Annotated in this window: 24 protein-coding genes and 1 pseudogene; 4 read left to right on the forward strand and 21 right to left on the reverse strand. The window is 40.2% G+C overall.

From position 1 onward, the window contains the following. The first annotated feature begins 20 nt into the window (after positions 1-20). Positions 21-332, forward strand: a complete 312-nt coding sequence (locus QHG57_RS00380) for a type II toxin-antitoxin system RelE/ParE family toxin (RefSeq protein ID WP_017196508.1) — start codon at positions 21-23, stop codon at positions 330-332. Then, positions 313-597: an addiction module antidote protein gene (locus QHG57_RS00385; protein WP_317993830.1), complete on the forward strand. Its 285-nt coding sequence runs from the start codon at positions 313-315 to the stop codon at positions 595-597. The genes QHG57_RS00380 and QHG57_RS00385 overlap by 20 nt, the downstream gene beginning before the upstream one ends. A 25-nt stretch (positions 598-622) precedes the next feature. On the opposite strand, the gene QHG57_RS00390 is transcribed toward QHG57_RS00385, so the two are convergent. The 18 genes and pseudogenes from QHG57_RS00390 to QHG57_RS00475 form a co-directional block, all read right to left on the reverse strand. Continuing rightward, entirely contained in the window at positions 623-1,003 is a 381-nt protein-coding gene (locus QHG57_RS00390) for a hypothetical protein (RefSeq protein ID WP_330169252.1), read from the reverse strand. An 18-nt stretch (positions 1,004-1,021) separates the two neighbouring features. Then, positions 1,022-1,402 carry a hypothetical protein gene (locus QHG57_RS00395; RefSeq protein WP_317993832.1) on the reverse strand — a complete coding sequence of 127 codons (381 nt, stop codon included), beginning with the start codon at positions 1,400-1,402 and terminating at the stop codon, positions 1,022-1,024. A gap of 14 nt (positions 1,403-1,416) precedes the next feature. Then, positions 1,417-2,544, reverse strand: a complete 1,128-nt coding sequence (gene bgtG, locus QHG57_RS00400) for a BaGTA-type gene transfer agent major capsid protein (protein WP_317993833.1) — start codon at positions 2,542-2,544, stop codon at positions 1,417-1,419. A gap of 87 nt (positions 2,545-2,631) precedes the next feature. Next, positions 2,632-3,537 (reverse strand): hypothetical protein, encoded by a 906-nt coding sequence (locus QHG57_RS00405; RefSeq protein WP_317993834.1) that lies wholly within the window; start codon positions 3,535-3,537, stop codon positions 2,632-2,634. 13 nt (positions 3,538-3,550) lie between these two features. Continuing rightward, positions 3,551-5,560: a BaGTA-type gene transfer agent portal protein BgtI gene (gene bgtI / locus QHG57_RS00410; protein WP_330168179.1), complete on the reverse strand. Its 2,010-nt coding sequence runs from the start codon at positions 5,558-5,560 to the stop codon at positions 3,551-3,553. Beyond that, the gene (locus QHG57_RS00415) at positions 5,545-6,873 is read right to left on the reverse strand and encodes a PBSX family phage terminase large subunit (protein ID WP_330169253.1); all 1,329 of its coding nucleotides are present in this window, start codon (positions 6,871-6,873) and stop codon (positions 5,545-5,547) included. The genes bgtI and QHG57_RS00415 overlap by 16 nt, the downstream gene beginning before the upstream one ends. Further along, the gene (locus QHG57_RS00420) at positions 6,854-7,186 is read right to left on the reverse strand and encodes a hypothetical protein (protein WP_317993837.1); all 333 of its coding nucleotides are present in this window, start codon (positions 7,184-7,186) and stop codon (positions 6,854-6,856) included. The genes QHG57_RS00415 and QHG57_RS00420 overlap by 20 nt, the downstream gene beginning before the upstream one ends. A 150-nt stretch (positions 7,187-7,336) precedes the next feature. Continuing rightward, a pseudogene (locus QHG57_RS00425) lies at positions 7,337-7,605 on the reverse strand (type II toxin-antitoxin system RelE family toxin). Further along, a complete protein-coding gene (relB, locus tag QHG57_RS00430) occupies positions 7,589-7,816 on the reverse strand; it encodes a type II toxin-antitoxin system RelB family antitoxin (protein WP_317993838.1) in 228 nt (75 codons plus the stop codon). The pseudogene QHG57_RS00425 and the gene relB overlap by 17 nt, the downstream one beginning before the upstream one ends. Before the next feature lie 98 nt (positions 7,817-7,914). Beyond that, positions 7,915-8,451 carry a hypothetical protein gene (locus tag QHG57_RS00435; RefSeq protein WP_317993839.1) on the reverse strand — a complete coding sequence of 179 codons (537 nt, stop codon included), beginning with the start codon at positions 8,449-8,451 and terminating at the stop codon, positions 7,915-7,917. Further along, positions 8,438-8,854, reverse strand: coding sequence for a hypothetical protein (locus QHG57_RS00440; RefSeq protein ID WP_330169254.1), 417 nt, complete (start codon positions 8,852-8,854; stop codon positions 8,438-8,440). Before QHG57_RS00440 ends, QHG57_RS00435 begins: the two co-directional genes overlap by 14 nt. Continuing rightward, positions 8,826-9,353 carry a Panacea domain-containing protein gene (locus QHG57_RS00445; protein ID WP_330169255.1) on the reverse strand — a complete coding sequence of 176 codons (528 nt, stop codon included), beginning with the start codon at positions 9,351-9,353 and terminating at the stop codon, positions 8,826-8,828. Before QHG57_RS00445 ends, QHG57_RS00440 begins: the two co-directional genes overlap by 29 nt. Positions 9,354-9,429: 76 nt before the next feature. Further along, a complete protein-coding gene (gene ssb / locus QHG57_RS00450; RefSeq protein ID WP_330168180.1) occupies positions 9,430-9,870 on the reverse strand; it encodes a single-stranded DNA-binding protein in 441 nt (146 codons plus the stop codon). Between the two features lie 321 nt (positions 9,871-10,191). Then, on the reverse strand, positions 10,192-10,848 hold the full coding sequence (locus QHG57_RS00455; RefSeq protein WP_330168181.1) for a hypothetical protein: 657 nt from the start codon (positions 10,846-10,848) through the stop codon (positions 10,192-10,194). Positions 10,849-11,143: 295 nt separating this feature from the next. Further along, complete coding sequence (locus tag QHG57_RS00460) at positions 11,144-11,575, reverse strand: hypothetical protein (RefSeq protein WP_330169256.1); 432 nt, start codon at positions 11,573-11,575, stop codon at positions 11,144-11,146. A 247-nt stretch (positions 11,576-11,822) separates the two neighbouring features. Continuing rightward, on the reverse strand, positions 11,823-12,224 hold the full coding sequence (locus QHG57_RS00465; protein WP_330169257.1) for a hypothetical protein: 402 nt from the start codon (positions 12,222-12,224) through the stop codon (positions 11,823-11,825). Continuing rightward, positions 12,184-13,356: a DUF1376 domain-containing protein gene (locus QHG57_RS00470; RefSeq protein WP_330168909.1), complete on the reverse strand. Its 1,173-nt coding sequence runs from the start codon at positions 13,354-13,356 to the stop codon at positions 12,184-12,186. The genes QHG57_RS00465 and QHG57_RS00470 overlap by 41 nt, the downstream gene beginning before the upstream one ends. Continuing rightward, on the reverse strand, positions 13,346-13,819 hold the full coding sequence (locus QHG57_RS00475; protein ID WP_317993845.1) for a crossover junction endodeoxyribonuclease RuvC: 474 nt from the start codon (positions 13,817-13,819) through the stop codon (positions 13,346-13,348). Before QHG57_RS00475 ends, QHG57_RS00470 begins: the two co-directional genes overlap by 11 nt. 75 nt (positions 13,820-13,894) lie before the next feature. Between QHG57_RS00475 and QHG57_RS00480 the strand changes: the two genes are divergently transcribed. Then, positions 13,895-14,557 (forward strand): hypothetical protein, encoded by a 663-nt coding sequence (locus QHG57_RS00480; protein WP_317993846.1) that lies wholly within the window; start codon positions 13,895-13,897, stop codon positions 14,555-14,557. Between the two features lie 174 nt (positions 14,558-14,731). Here the strand turns inward: QHG57_RS00480 and QHG57_RS00485 are convergent, their stop codons facing one another. The 3 genes from QHG57_RS00485 to QHG57_RS00495 are packed head-to-tail and all read right to left on the reverse strand — an operon-like array spanning position 14,732 to position 15,803. Then, positions 14,732-15,190, reverse strand: a complete 459-nt coding sequence (locus tag QHG57_RS00485; RefSeq protein ID WP_330169258.1) for a hypothetical protein — start codon at positions 15,188-15,190, stop codon at positions 14,732-14,734. Positions 15,191-15,201: 11 nt separating this feature from the next. After that, complete coding sequence (locus tag QHG57_RS00490) at positions 15,202-15,444, reverse strand: hypothetical protein (RefSeq protein ID WP_330167523.1); 243 nt, start codon at positions 15,442-15,444, stop codon at positions 15,202-15,204. 29 nt (positions 15,445-15,473) lie between these two features. Further along, positions 15,474-15,803 (reverse strand): hypothetical protein, encoded by a 330-nt coding sequence (locus QHG57_RS00495; protein WP_330168763.1) that lies wholly within the window; start codon positions 15,801-15,803, stop codon positions 15,474-15,476. A gap of 103 nt (positions 15,804-15,906) precedes the next feature. Between QHG57_RS00495 and QHG57_RS00500 the strand changes: the two genes are divergently transcribed. After that, positions 15,907-16,239: a hypothetical protein gene (locus tag QHG57_RS00500; RefSeq protein WP_330169259.1), complete on the forward strand. Its 333-nt coding sequence runs from the start codon at positions 15,907-15,909 to the stop codon at positions 16,237-16,239. The last annotated feature ends 187 nt before the right edge of the window (positions 16,240-16,426 follow it).

Raw genomic sequence — 16,426 nt, forward strand, 5'->3', positions numbered from 1 at the left:
TTGTGTAGTATAGTGCACTGATGGTAGCGATAATAAAAACAACAGATGAATTCGATAACTGGTTAGAAAAGCTTAAAGACAGAAAAGCTGCTAATATAATTCTTGCAAGGCTTCATAGAATTCGTTCAGGGCTTTTGGGTGATGCAAAGTTTTTTAATGGTATAGGTGAATTACGTATCCATTATGGTGCTGGTTACCGAATTTATTTTACAAAAAAAGGCGATAAAATCATTATATTGCTTTGTGGTGGTGACAAATCCACACAATCCAGTGATATTCAAAAAGCCTTATCTCTTTTAGAGGATCTTAAAAATGAAATTGAAAACCTTTAACTTTGAAAAACACCTCACAACACCAGAATCTCAAAAAGTCTTTTTAAATGAAGCCTTCAAAACAGGTGATGCTGCGCATATAGCGGATGCCCTTGGTATCGTTGCTAGAGCGCAAAATATGAGTGCCTTAGCAAAAGAAACCAATCGCGAACGCAGTGGATTATACCGCTCTTTAAGCAAAACTGGTGACCCTAAACTTTCTACCTTAGTCGCTGTGCTCTCTGCTCTTAATTTGCAACTAAGCGTCCAGTCTCCCACTCCATGAAATCGGTAATGCTTCTCTTCTCTCATTACCGATTTGTGACGAATTCAACAACGATGGTTGCCGCACCAGAAGCAACTTCTTTATCCGCTGTGGCATAAAGAGTAACTTCCTTATCATAAGGTACAAACTCCTTTTGATCTTTCGGTGTTATCTCTTTGGTCCCTTGTGCTTTGATATCCGCTTCACCAATTTCCTCCCCTCCACGAGTGGTGCCAATCTTCACCTTTGCCTCCGAAAAAACCGTCTTGATAAAGACTTTTATCGAAGTAATCAGTGATCCACGCGGCAAAATGCCAATTTTTAAGCTCTTCTTTTTGTCTTCATGGGTAAAATCAAGCCTAAAAAAACTCACCTGTTGGGCATGACAATTTCTGCCTTGTAAGGGTTCTGGTAATCCGCTTGCCATAATGTCATGCTCCTTTCATTAGCGATTTGTAACAAACTCAACAACTACCGTTGCCTCACCTGCTTGAACCGATTTACTTGCCTTCGCGTAAAGAGTAACTTCCTTATCCTGAGAAACAAACTCCTTTTGACCAGAAATTGTAACCGATTGGATGCCTTGCTGTTTAATATCTGGTTCCCCAAACTCAGTTCCCCCATGGGTGCTGCCAATTTTTACTTTCGCATCTGAAAAAGCCGTCTTGATAAACACTTTAATCGAAGTAATCAGTGCCCCACGAGGTAACGTCCCTATGATCATGACGCGTTCTTTGTCTTCATGGGTAAAATCAAGCCGCAAAAAACTTACCTGTTGGGTATGACAATTTCTGCCTTGTAAGGGTTCTGGTAATCCGCTTGCCATATCATCTCTCCTTATTACGAAGCAGTTTCACCGCTATAAGTTGGAATAACAATCGTTGCAAAGTCCTGCTCCTGTTTCTGTAAACCTGAGAAAACAAAGCGAGTCTTCTTCATCCCTATCAGCGTCTTTGCCGCTAAACCATATTCACGCTTATAATCAAAATATTCTTCTTCAAGCTTGTAACGATTGACCCCGCGATTATTCCCAAAAGCCATCACAACACTTTGCGCCCCTAGGAATACAGCACGTCGAACACTGGAAACCATCGTTTTATCCGTTGATTTTACACCATGGGTGACATGTTCAGATTCACGTAAAACAACGCCATTATACATGCCAAGGGAACCATCAAAGATGGGATTTTTGCTCCGTGAACCCGAATAAACAGCACGCTGTATATCAAGCCATTCTCCCTTGTCTGTATTAGTGCGCAATTGCATGACTTGCGTCGGATGTAAGTACATCACGTAAACACTATCACCATTCACACGCACAGGCCTAATTTTGGGATTGGCTAGTTTGGCGCATTTAACTGCCTCGTCAATCAGTTTGAGACTAAAGCTATGTTTTGCTTTATCTGTAAGATCTTCATCCTTGGTTTTGCCATCAGGACGAATAATCCGCTTACCACTTGGTTCTGTTGGTTCATTAAATCCGTAATACACAGGCTCTATGTCTATAACACGTTCCTCAAAAGAAATGGTCGGCGCTGTATAACCACAAGCGTGAATGAAGAACATCAAACTTAACCGATCGGCATACCAATCAACCAAAGCATTTTTGGCTTCTTCACGCAAATTAAAGACCGTACGCTGCTGATCAATGCTTCCTTCATTAGCAACTCGAGCAGCATGCGCAAGCTCGTCAATATACAATCTGTCATGAAGGAATTGTAATGCCTCTTCATTGCCTTCCAAAACCTGCCCCGAAGAAACACCGCGCCCTAACATCTGCGCACGCAAACTAAAGATAACACTATCTCCTTTGCCTTTTTGTGTTTCGGTCTTTAATTGAATAATACTATTGGAATCTTTTCCAATTAAGGGTGCAATAGGAATCGCCTTTGAAACTTCTACGTTGAGTATTTTTGACCATGTCCCCATCGAGTGGAGATCGCTTTCTCTAACTGTTGTGATTGCCATTTATTTGACCTTTCTTTGCTGTATAAAAAAACCGGCTTAAAGCCGGAGTGATCAACCCGCATATTGGGGCTATTGGGGAATAACCCCTTAATCCTCATCAAATACGCCATGCAATTGACGAAAAATGCTTTTGTTTTTCGGATTGCTATACCAAGCACTAAATTCTTTATCAGACATCCCCTCAAGCGTGCCTAAGGTGATTGGTCCAACACTCCCCCCTCCACCAGATGCCGTTAAGGTTCTCGCAGAATTCTGACGGCTTTGAAGTTCTGCAACTTGATTATTCGCTTGTACTGCTTGGTTCTGATAGCCAAGATTTTGCGCTATTCTATAAATCTCTTCTGCCGGATTGAGATCTCTTTGTGCACAAGTCGCTACAAGAGCATGCAATTGATCTCTTATAATCGCATCTATTGTGTTTTGTTGTCCATACTCAGGATAAAGTGATGACCAAGAACTCAATTCCTTTGCGCGTGCCTCATAAAGAAAATTTGCCGCGGCATCAAAATCACTGGATTTATTTTGAAACGACTTAACAGAATTATTAAAAAATTCACCAAGACGCATATCGTGCTGCTGCTGTTCCTCAGCTTGTCTTAGCGCTTCTTTCTGTTCCCTAATATACGCATCTTGCTTTTGAATCTTATCTAACATCCACGCCACTAAACGAACAGGGTCCTCACGTAGGTCTGGAGGTCCGCCTTCACCTTCAACCATTGGTGTCTGGGATTGGGGTTCATAAAACTTGACAAGCGCTTCACGAGCTTGTTTGGCTTGTTGCTCCACACGCTGCTGCTCTATACTAGGAACAATCTCTGAAGGTTTTTCAACGGGCTGCGCAACCGGCTCTGGAGACGTGATGTCATTGCTCTCAACCGTTTCTAGATCATGATCAACATCAAAAGAGCCAGCATCAAAAGAGCTCTCATCATCAAATACCGGTGCTCCAACTCTATAATCTTCATTCATCGCTTCGTTCATTTCTGCATTCATTCTCTAACCTCTCTCAAATGCTTCTTCCTCTGTATGTTGCCGCTCTTTCACGCATGATTTGATTTTGCGCTCGTTCATTAAGAATACGCTCCCGTTCAAGCTCATGCTTCTGTTGCATCAATTCCGCTTCCAATTCTGCTCTCTTTTGACGCATGACCAATTCAATCTGCTTGCCTTGTAAATCCATCTGTTGCATCTGACTTTTAGCCGCAATATCTTGCTGCTTTTCCTGCAACTTCATTTCCCGCTCGGGGTCCATCTGCTGTTGTTGTGCCATTTGCTGCTGTTGCATCTTCTCACTCACACGATTAAGCAATGACGCAGGCAATGGTGAATAACGAAGTAGATCAAGCATAATATCCGGCGTAATGGCATTTTGAAGCAATGGGAGCAGTTGTGTGATAATGCCAAAGGTGCGCTCTTTTTCGTTCGGGCTGGTTGGGGCATCATCCACAACAATATCATACTCAACACTCATCACCACTTCACGTGTCAAAGGAATATATTGTGCATTCTCTTCACCAGATATCCGTACCAAACGCCCATCGGACAAGTAATTCTGTATCAAGTGTAAAATAATCTTACCTTGCCGCTTGCGATACAAACGTAAAGCATCAAACAGACAAGCAAGCAGATTTAAACTAGATTGGCGTCGTTGTGCCTCTAAAATACCTGCCTGCGTTACTTCCCGTGTCCCAATGAATTCAGGTGATAAACCCGTTACCTGATTAATCGCTTCCTTCGCTTCATTAAACAGCTGGAAAAAACCTGCTGGAAACTGAGAGACCGGTTTGGGCTGTATTTTACCACCTGCCAAAGCCCCATTTTTCAAAACCGTAATACTATCTGCCCTGCTCCAACTTTTTACGGCTTCTCTCTCATCTTCAAAAGCCCCCCTCTCTGCCATAATCCCGCCTTTGGATTGGCTATTAAGGATATGCATTACTTGACTGAAATATTTATTCGCCCATCGTTGTGGGTCTTTTGTAGGACGCACAACCCCATAAAATTGCCGTTCTATCTTGTCAAAATAACCCGTTATACACTCCCAACCCAATTGGCCAGTAGGAACCATGGGTTGATCGGGCGATTCAAGCAATTTTCTCCCTAAAAAAGCACGTTTAACAACCTTTTTATTGAAAGCTGCTCCTTGGATATCCGGCATCATACATTGAAGCTGTTTAAATTCTTCCTCGCTATAATCACGAAGTTCTCCAGTGCTTAAATCGGGCGCTTTGTAATACCTCTCGCTTTCAAACCAACGGCATTCAACAAGCGTGACCATTCGCCGACCATTTTCAACATCAATGCTCCCTTCATCACTGTAATAATCAAGATCATTGTGGTGAACACCTTCATGAGAGCTCCCATCCCTTGCCCAATCCGCACTCAGTTCACTCCAATGGGCTTTGGGAAACATCTGCTTGGCTACTTCCAAAGGCTTGCGGTCCACATACCACAAACGTTGCGCATCGGTTAAGTTCGGTTGCACCGCTGCACTGTCCCATACCATCTTTAACGGATCTAAACGGGTAATAACCGGTTCACCATCGAGGCTGTTTTCATAATCAAGACGCGTATCGGTCCACCCCATGCCGCAGATAACCGCATCTTGGAAAGCATCGCTATCAGCGTATTCTGCATGCGCCATGTCTCTAAACCATTCGGCTGCTCCGGTAAGCAATTCACTTGGCAATGCCTTCCCTATCTGACGCGGGATAAATTGTACCTCACGCTTGTTATTGCGTTCAGAGCCTACAACAGCATTCACAAGCGGAGCAATACGATTAAAGGTCATAACGGGGCGGCGTTGCTTTTTTAACGCCGATAAATCTTCTTCATTCCATTGATCACCATTGTAAAAACCAAAATCCTCCCGTGCATGTTCACGCCATTTATTCACATGCTCCACATCTTCTTTGTACCAACTCACAAGCTTGCGAAACAAACCTTCATGAGAGAGATCAGATACGTTGCTGTCTTTTTCTAAATGCTCTTCATCATGCATCATTCTGCCATCCATGAGGTACTCTCATATTCCGTTCTGCCGCTATAAGCTTGTCTCTTGTGTATCGTCGGAGGTTCTTCATAAGCCACACACATCAATCCAAAGGCATCTGCTCCATGACTGGACCAATCATGCTCTGCTCCCAAGCCAATATTACGCTTCTCATCCCATTTCTCGTGATACCAATTCAGTGCCTTGCGCCCTGCTACTGTCATCTCTTCATTAAACCAAACAGAGGGTAAAATACGCCGCACCGCCTCTATACGCATCTTAACCGCCCCTGCCCCTTGATTAGGAATGACCTGTGTTTCAAAACCCGCATCATTTAAAGCACTCTCAAAACTTACATTGTGCACACGATCTCTGGTCGCACCGTCATGGGGGAGAACCATCAATGCCTTCTCATAACCATTTTGACGCAACCACCCTATATGCTCCGAGAGCGGCTGCCCTTGTGCTTCATAGTAATCAAGAACTCTAATCTCTTTCCCAATAAATTGTGCTATCCATATCGCTGTTGCATCTGCCTTGGCTCCTGTTCCCCCAATGTCCCAAAAAGCACGGATTTGCATTAAAGGGTCACGAGCAACACGCCCTATCCGCCCCTCCTGCTCGGCTGCCAACATTTCCTTTTGATAATAAGCACCTTGAACCGCTGTAAGGTAAGCCCCTTCCCAGATATGCTTATAGGTCTCGGGGCGGTTTCTAAGGTCATCAAGCCGCGCTTCATTCAAGATCTTTGGAAACTTCGGATTGTCTGACCAGTTGATCTCAACACGCTTAATTGCCTCATTGTCTGAAAAGCGAAACCGCTTCTCAACGGGGGCATTCTCTCGCAATGGGTTCCATGTCACCCATAATTCTGCTCTCCACCCCTCTCCTTCTTCACGTAAAGTCGGTATAAGCGTTTGCCAAGCCGTCTCTGTAACGGGCTCCGCTTCATCAACCCAACAAAGCAAAATACGTCCCATAGACTTGATACTTGCAATATTGCGGTCAAGACCAGAAAACTGAAAGGCTATACGACCATCTATCGATTTAATCGACGACTCCCCAACCTTGTAATAGTCCTTTAAAAAGTCATGCGCTTCAATGGCGCGTTTAATCTCCTCCAATGAACTTTCTGCCAAAGAATTTTGAAACTGACGCGCACAAAGGATAGTGCCTGATATTCCTCCCCTACCAAATTGATAACCTTTTAAAGCAGCCATCAAGGCAAATGATCTTGTCTTTCCAGATCCTCTTCCACCCCAAGCAGAACGCACCAAAGCCTTACCTGTAAAAATCGGTATAAGTTTTGGAACAATCTTAATCTGTGTGGTTGTCATTGACCAAAGGCGCGATTTCTACACGCGTTATCACTTTAATAGCTCCCCCATCTTCCCCTGTCACCTGCAAAGGCAACACCTTACCAAGCAATGCCAAATAAGCAGCGGGGCAATCCATAGCCTGCTTTTCCAAATAGGAGGTCAAACCATCATTGCCAATTTTATTCCCAGCATTCTCAGCAGCCTTAACCACTGCTTCTTTTAAAATGCGCGTCATTTTATTGGGAACGCCTTTGACACGCCCTTGACCTGCCTTTGGGGGTATACGCTTTTTAACTGGTTGTGGAGCCTGCTGTGTATTTTCTGATGTCATAAAATACGCCCTCCAGATAATAAAAAACCCCGCATTTGCGGGGATTTTGAACTGTACATCGCCCTCTCTAGACACAATACGCCTAAGTACAGCAAAGTCATTAAATACGTTTTGCTACAATTTGTCAATATAAAAATAACATTATTTGCTTTAGCTTTTATATATATTTTTTCTATGTCCAACAGCCAAAACTAATACTACAAGCTCCTTATCATAAAGATCACAAAGTATCCTATAATCTCCTACACGATATCTCCACAAACCCGATAACTGACCTCTTAAAGGCTTTCCTACTGCACGCACATCTTCAAGAGAAGCAATCTGTTTATCTAAAAAATCAACAATCCGCCGCGCTTCTTTTTTATCGCATTTTTTTAAAAAACTGAGAGCTTTTTTTCATATCTAATCGTCCAAGCCAAGCTCTTTCCTTACCTCTTCAGAGCTATAAAAAGTAGCCTCTCCTCTTCGAATGCGCTCTCTTACGTGTGAAGCTAAATAATAATCCTCCGCTTCCTCTATTCCACGTTCAATAATCTCTCGCAGATAAAAAGACTTCGTACGCCCTGTCTTCGCAGCTAAATTATTCAAACGTGCTTCAAGTTCGCTAGGCAACCGAATAGATATTGTCATAACGCAATCCTTATATTTGTATTCACTGTAATACAAATATAACGAATTGTACAGAAAAACGTTTCACATCATGCTACAAAAACTACATAAAACATTTATCATTCACTTTTTTGATCAAAATATTTCTGAAGCGCATCAAGAGCAACCCGCAGTGAATTCACAAGATGTGGTAATTCTTGATCTTCTATAACGAGGTACTGTAGCGCTGCATAAAGATTGTACTGTCTATAAAGACACTGGGCTTCTTTTAACGCCTCTTGCATATTAGAAAACTGTTCTGTTGCAAATTCTACCCATTTATCTCTTGCCTTATCATCAGCAGATGACGGCATTTCATCATAAACAGCACTAGGCAAGCCTTTTGCACATAAATAGTCGTTTCTTATCTGTAAATACTTTTGTGCGGCGTCATATTGCTCTTGTGTAAGTATACCTTGCAAACAAAGCCGCCCGATATAGGTACCAGAAAGTGGATTTTTTGCCTCTTGTAGCGTTAAACCGAAGCGCTTTGCACGTATTTCTATTGCCAACTTATCAACGGCTTCACGAGGTGCTTTTGCACGTGTTATACGACCATTTGGCTCTCTTACCTGCCCTGCTATTTTAGGGCGTCCCCTCTTTTTATTTTTTTTCACTCATATCCTCAGATGCTTGTTTAATATATTGCCAAATCCTATCTGATCTTAACCGTGCCTTTCTCTTCAAATAACATAACCATACAAGAAAAACACTTATTATGAGTATAACTATAGCTTTCTTTTCCCAATGACTTTCATCCCATATTAGTCCTAAAGTTAAAGATACGAGCGCTCCTAATAAAATACCTATGACTGTATCAAAATGATGTGCATACACAGCACAATCTCTTAATGACTCTATTTCTAACTCCGTGACAGCATAATGAGTTGTTACTCTAGAACGACAATCCGCAGTAACTCTAAAAAACGGCTGTGATGATACAGATGACATATCTTCATCTTCAACAGTATTACTAGCCCGCTGAAGTTGCTCAAGATGAATAGGCGGCTTCTTTTTCATCTGCTGCTTTCAAATATCTATTAATTTTTTTAGTGAAATACTCTCTAATGTCGTCATCATTCAACGCCACACCCCATCGCTGCTCATCATACACTTTATGCCAAGGAGACCCTTCTTCATGAGTAGCTGTACGTAAGTGCCAAGGTGAAAAATTTTTATAAGCATTCCAAACAATCTCTAATAACTTAACTGTATATTCATTGGCTGAATTCTTAAGAATTTTGGGGATAAACATCTCTCCTGTTTCCAAATCAACCGTCCGTGCATAACAATCAATAAAACGCCTTCCCCAATCTTTGAACTCGTGATAGAGAGCTGGAATTACGGGACCGTGCTGCCATGCTTCTATGCGATCAGGAAAGAGACGCTCATCTGTAGCTGCTAACATCCATCCATACGCAAGATACACCAGTTTAATGAGTTTCATAGGAGAAATTGGGATATTCTCTTCACGTCCCTTTTCAAGAAAGAAGTTAGCAATTTGCTGAACTTGGTACATATCATTCATACCCTACAAAATGTACAACTTTACAGAATTTCTTTAACATGATCACTTTCCTCATTCAATAATATCCTTAAAAAGGAACACTGTCATTTAAAGCATTTGTAGGCATATCAAAGGGTCTCTGGAAGCTTCTGTCATAAGGTGATGATTGCTCTTGATTATCATCATTTTTGCCATCTAAAAGCTTTAACTCGCCTTTGTACTGAGGCAATATGACTTCTGTTACATAGCGATCAACACCGTTTTTATCTTGCCATTTGCGTGTCTGTAATTTTCCTTCTATGTAAACCTTTGAACCTTTGTTGAGATATTGAAGTGCTACTTTTGCTAAATGTGGATTAAAAACCACTACGGAATGCCATTCTGTTTTGTCTATTCTCTTATTGGTTGCCTTGTCTGTATAGCTCTCAGACGTAGCCATTCGAAAATTGACCACCTCACCACCAGAAGGCATAGTTTTGCACTCGGGATCAGCACCTAAATGACCAATTAAAATCACTTTATTAAGCATTTGCTTTCTGTCCTTTAATGGAAAATAGTACTTAGAACAAAACAATCTCACAACTGATAATAGTATAACACATTATGGTGTATTTTTACAAACAAAATTTATTGTAACCAACTGAATCTAAAGAATGAATCTCATTTTTATTTTACTTAACAGCTTGCGTTTTTACACGTTTTGTGCAATAAAGAGATGTTCTCTTATATTTCGATTGGTTATTTTAATCGTTTATTTGGATCGCTAGCTCTTTTGATCATAAAAGCCGTATCAATTCATTTTGATGCGGTTTTTTGCTATAAAGCAGCCCCCCGCGCCGCCGCTGCTTTTTTATGCAACTTTCTCTAAAGTCTTTTCACGACCAGTGATGACAACATTGTCACTAACATCATTATGAACACTAGCATTGCCAAATATTCTTGCATTACCATAAACACAAGCATCTCTATAAACACTTGCATTGCCAAATACATGCGCATTCCCATAAACCTTACCACTTACATCGGCTTTACCATAAACCTTGGCATTGTCATAAATACGAGCGCTATGTAAAGTTTGTACCTCACCAAAAACCTCAGCATTCCCATAAACGCAACCATCTATCCAAACCTTGCCATGTATTTTTGCATTATCGTAAACACGAGCGTCCCCATAAATCCATGCGTCGCCAGCAATTTGTGCATTCCCATAAACACGAGCCCGTTGGCATATACGAGCATTGTCCCTCACCCAGCAATCGCCATCATGCGAAAGATGTTCACTGCTTTCTATAAACCCACCTAAGTCGCCTGCTTTAACGTCTGCAAAATCTCTAATGGCTCTAATACGTCTTAATGTGTGGATACCAGCTACAATCGTCTCGCCTGTGAATTCATATTTTTTAGGAACGCCTTGTTTTTTAGGAGGAACGGGGCCGGTATCATCTGCTCCCATGTGGTCTGCAATAGCTTTAATAAGAGCGCGACGAAAATCATTCATATATGTCATGATAATATTCCTAATCGTAAAATTGTTTTTGAATTGACACCCTATAAGGGCGCCGGGCGCTCAAAAACACGGCGATTAGTCCGTCGTCACGCTTTTCCCATGAGGGTATTGTATAGCGTAACCACACCCGACATAAACCATTATACGCTCTTAAAGCATAAAAGACAGTCAGTATTTAAAGGCATGGGAGAAATCTTATCGTGATTTATCCGCTAATCGCTAAGTGTTTTTGAAGCACTTACCAACTTGGCTAAACGAACCCTTCTTTAATGTCAATACGTATTTTTTATTTTTTTCACTTTTTTTCATTTTGATACTTACCTAATTGAATATCAAGTGCTTTTTCTAGCTCTCTGTCTATCTCTTCACTTGATAATGGATACCCTCTCTCAAAATCATTCGTGACCTCACAAATCAACTGATCATCCTTTGTACGTTTTTTGATTTCCCTATTCACCTCACATATCAACGCCTCATAACTCAATACGCTTTTTGGCAAATCACCCCCATAAATCCACGCTTTCACTCGTGCCTTGGTACTGTAGTCAACTTTGTTAGGTATCTCATGATACTGTCCACCTTCAAATTCCTCATATTCCCTCATCCCATCTTCATATTCGTAAAGGTTATAAAAATACTCTGCAACCCCCAATCCCCATGGAACATAACCAACAGCTGTTGCAACAAACTTTTTTTGCATTGGCTGTTTACATTTTTTTAAGAACATCTTGGTTTAATATCCTCTATCTAAATCCATAACTTTACCAATGGGTTTATTTGCCTCAAAATGGACCGTACAGAAGCGTTTTTAATTACAATATGGTTTCTATCATAAAATCTTTAAATCGCTCTGTACGGTACCTTTCTGCCAATTTAAACGCATATCTATTCTCAAAATCATCAGCAAATTTCACTACTTTGCTGTTTATCCTTCAATACCTTTTAAAACCTCTTCAAGACTTCTCTGAGGCTTTTCAATGCGGTCCGAGGTTTAACGGTACCTCTTGTGATTTTTCTGTTACCTCAGGCTTTTCAAGGTTTCTAAGAATGCGGTTTGCACGAAAACGAATATCGCTTTCAAGTTTTTCGCAGTAACAATAAAAATCAGCTGTTGATGGCATAAAGGTTGCATTTAAGCCCTCTGCTTTGCCTTTCAAAGCGTTCTTTGTTGCTGTTTGCAATACCCAGCTGCTTATGCCTTCAAGAGCGTAAAGATACGCAAGCGCTGTCGCTTTTTCATCTGATCCCATGGGGCTCTTAAGTCCATTTGAAAGGACAATATACGTTGTTTGAATTTCTTCTTCAGTCGCTTTCTTTTCAAGCTTTTGCAACGCATCATGGACTAATGAGGTAATTCTCTCCGCTTCTGCAATCAATGGTTTTTGCCCCGTTTTCCAATGGAATGGTGGTTCGGTTGTCATCCTCGAATAGAAATTTGTACACACTATCTGAATTTTTGATATTGGACATGTGCTGTGCAACGCGATAACTCCATCCACGCTGCTGTTCTGTTGTTTCAGTGCTTGGCTTTCCATAGTTTTTTCCTTTCTGTAAATCTTCAATTGCCTTGCGTACCCAGTTGCGCCATGTTGCTTGCCAATCCGTTTTGCGTGCATCCTTGCCTGCTCTAGCTTTCCAAAAATCTCTAAATTTTGCAATTTCGACTTTCACACGCTCTGGAGGCAAGCCCTCTGCAATGGCAAAATCGCAATCGGGTTCAAAATCCGCAGGCAAGCGACAACCGCGATTAGCTTGCGCTCGTTTTGCTTTTTTGGGAACGTTCTCTTGCTCGTGAATGGGAGGTTGGTTTGTTTCTAACGTTTCGATTTGCTCTGATTGGCTCTCAACAGCATAAACCTCTGTTGGCTCGTCAACCAAATCGATTGTTTCTAAATCTTCAAAATCAATTTCTTTTTTTGCTAAAACGATAGTTTTAGTTTTTTTATATATATTGTTATTGTTAATGTTATTGTTAATAGCATCATTAAGCATTGCACAAGCATTGCTATTAGCATCATGCTTAGCATCATTAAGCATTGCTTGTGCATTGCTATTAGCATTGCTTAGAGCATCATTAGCATCATGCTTAGCATCATTAAGCATACCGTTAGCATCATGCTTAGCATCTTGATCATCACTGATTGTTTTTGCGTTATGATGTTTTGCCCATTTTGCTTGCGCTGCTTTCTGTGCCCTCTCTGAAAACTTGTTTAAATTTTCGTTTGAGTTATTGAGTTCTTCTTCAACTCTTAAACTCCACAAACGACCATCTTCTAAACGTATGATCTTCTCATCACGTAATAGGATGTCTAATGTATTTTTTAGAACTCTCACTGAACAACCTGCCCACCGTGCTAATTTGGGAGCATCTTCAATAATAGGGCGGCGCTCTTCATACATATATAAGACAAGTGTCATATAAAGACCTTTTTCCACTATACTCATGCCACTAACATCAACAATCCATTGTGAAGAAAAAAGCCTCGTCCATGGTAATTTAATGGACATACCCCAATTCCCTTTCTTTAACTAAATATAAAATTGCTAAAGCATCTGCTTCGTTGTCATCACAAGGCGCATGACCTTTGGAACATATCGCCTTAATCATCTCTTCTTTCGACGCATTCCCCTTGCCTGTCGTCGCTTTCTTAATCGTACTTACTGGTATACCCTCATACGGTATCTGATGATGTTCACACCACGCCGTTAACGTTGCTAACAAGCCACCGTAAACATGCGCTGCATCCGTGCCAACATGACGCCTCACCTCTTCAAAATACACCGCGTCAATTTGACCTGCTGTCTGCTTTATTTCTGATAGCCATTGCTTAAAACGCAAATAACGCATCCCACCGCCTTCAAAACGGCGTGATTGAAAATTCACGGTACCACTGAATATGTCACCACTTGCACCACGTATCGCCCACCCCGTTTTGGTACCTAGATCAAAACAAAGAATCGTGTTAATCACAGCTCCACTCCATACAAAATGTGTTTTATAGAAGTGTTTTTTTCCGAAAATGAAGGAAAGAAGGGTGTAAGAAGTATGCAAATAGATAAAGATGTGATTGATATTATTTCATTAATAGTACCAACTTTCATCTCATTTTTTGGAATATGGTTAGGTTGTAGAAATCGAAAAATAGATCTTATAAATTTCAATAAACAACTAAGACAATTACAAGAACAATCTGAAACAGCAAAAGAACATCTATCCATCTTATGGGAAGAAAAAGAGAGACGAGACTTAGGTCCAAATCTAGAGCCTATTATAGAAGGAGAACCATGCGCACATAAGAGCGGTAAAGATTTCCTTATTGACATAGAGGTAATCATAAAAAATCCTACAAAACATCCAATAAAAATGAATAATTTTCGTATACCTGATGAAAGCCCATTTGCATTTGTTGAAGGTAGTTTCCTAGGAGATTATCCGCTATCTTTAATCCTCGAAAACGAGAAATATATGAGTTTTAAAAATCCTTTTACAGCAGACTTAAAATCGCAAGATATATGCAATTATTTTAATCTAAAGGAAGATGAAGAAAGAGTATTTTTTCTCACAGTTCGCCACCTCAAACCAAATATCGAAACTGTACCAATCTTTATAATTGAACACACTTCATCAAATCACCCAGAAAGAGTAGTTCAAACTAAGTTTTGGCCAGATTTTTTTCTATCTTTTGAAGAAGAGAACATGCTAGGATAAGATAATCTTTGGATTTCCTCTTCTTGCCTCCATATTTTTTCATTTTTCTTCGTTATTTCCTTTTTAACTATTTGTAATTCTTTATAAAATAGATAAAGTTGAATAGCTAATTGAATATTTACCGCTATAGATACTATTAAACCAGTATACGATCCTGCATTCATCTCTATCTCCTCACTTACCCTGCTTCTTACTCTTTTTACTCTTATGAGGCGGCGCTTTTACTGCTTCATCACGCGGCTTAAGCTCTTGTTTTAATCTTTCAATTTCATCATCACGTGATTGCACATCTGCTTCGAGTGTCGTCACAACTTCACTTACATCTCTGAACGCCTTATCATACTCCCCTGTTTTTTGTTTCATTTCTTCAATCACTTGATTAAGCCCTCGATTCAGTCTCTCAATCTCTCTGTCACGTTCCGTAATTAGCTTAGTTTTCTCTCTAATCTTAATATCCCAGTCCTCTTTCATATTCTGAAGCTTCCGTACAAACTCACCCTTTTTATTTTCGATTTCTTCTTTAAGTGTTTTAGCCTGATCTCGATAATACAAAAGAACGCGAAAAGTGATCCCCACGATAAGCAACGCTCCAAACACCACGAATGTTACAGTTAAAATTTCATTTAAACTCATCTTTATCTCCTTTAATTTTTATGAGGACGGTCATCATGACCAATCTGTTTTGCTTCGCATTCCATTAAAAAAAGAAGGCAACAAACTCCATGCGCCAAGTGTGATAAATCACTCTCATGTTCAATAAAACCACCAACGTCGCCTTTTTTAACGCTTCCAAAATCTCTTAAGGCGCGTATACGTTTAAGTGACACATCTATGATGTAAAAACTCTGTAGGTTGTGCGAATATAATCCCATGTCCTGTGGACTCATACTTCTTTTCTAAAGCCATCATCATCTCCTTAAGGCTGTACAACGTTGCTGTGATCAGACGCCGCATTAACGCCAGAACTTTTGGTAAACCTTGATGTTGAGATTCTTTGTCTCTCTTGCATTAATCTCTGCAAGCGCTCTGGATAAAAGAAATCATCAGGGCGTAAATCTATGCCGTGATCTCGTGCATAGTTTAAAAGTATAACTTGATATTTAGCAGGAATGATGCCGCCTTTACCCTCTCGCTTTTCAAAGGGGTAAGTCCATTTATAAACAGCAGACACATGGCATTGAGAAATCAACGACACACGTTTTGCACCACCTAAATATTTTATAATCATAATTGCTGGAGTAATCATGTAATCCAAAATTTCTGTCATATATTTACGTATTACGCAAATATAAACAAAATTTTCGTAATACGCAATATTGATTATTTAATAATTTTAAGAGAAAAATGAAATGGATTTTCAAAAGCTAATAAAAATGTGGATTAATGAAAAATTAAATGAAATGGGGCATGGAAGCCGTAAGGCTTTAGGGCAACATTTAGGATTGAGTCCATCATCTATTACGCGCTTATTATCGATTGATAACTCTGACTCTAAAGCCTACCGTGATATCACCGCAGAAGAGCTAGTGCTGCTACACAGTTTCTTTAAGGAGTATCCTCCGTATCCGGCTTTAAGCAAGATAGATCAAGATTTTTATGATCTATATTCGTCTTGCAATGAAGAAGAACGGAGGGCAGTTTTAGCGTTTCTTCATACTTTAATCGAATCAAAAAAGCAATAACTGCTGTTTTTTCTTCATTTGACAATTGTGAAAATTTTCTTTTGGCAACCTTATAACCTTTCATAAAATCTCCAAATATCTATAAAAATACACTAATCTTTAAATGAATATTCATAAAATAATTTTCGTTATACGGTATTTTTTTATTGACATTACCGTAAAACGAAAATATATTCACTCCATATCT

It is taken from the genome of Bartonella grahamii subsp. shimonis (assembly GCF_036327415.1).
GTDB classification, from domain to species: domain Bacteria; phylum Pseudomonadota; class Alphaproteobacteria; order Rhizobiales; family Rhizobiaceae; genus Bartonella; species Bartonella shimonis.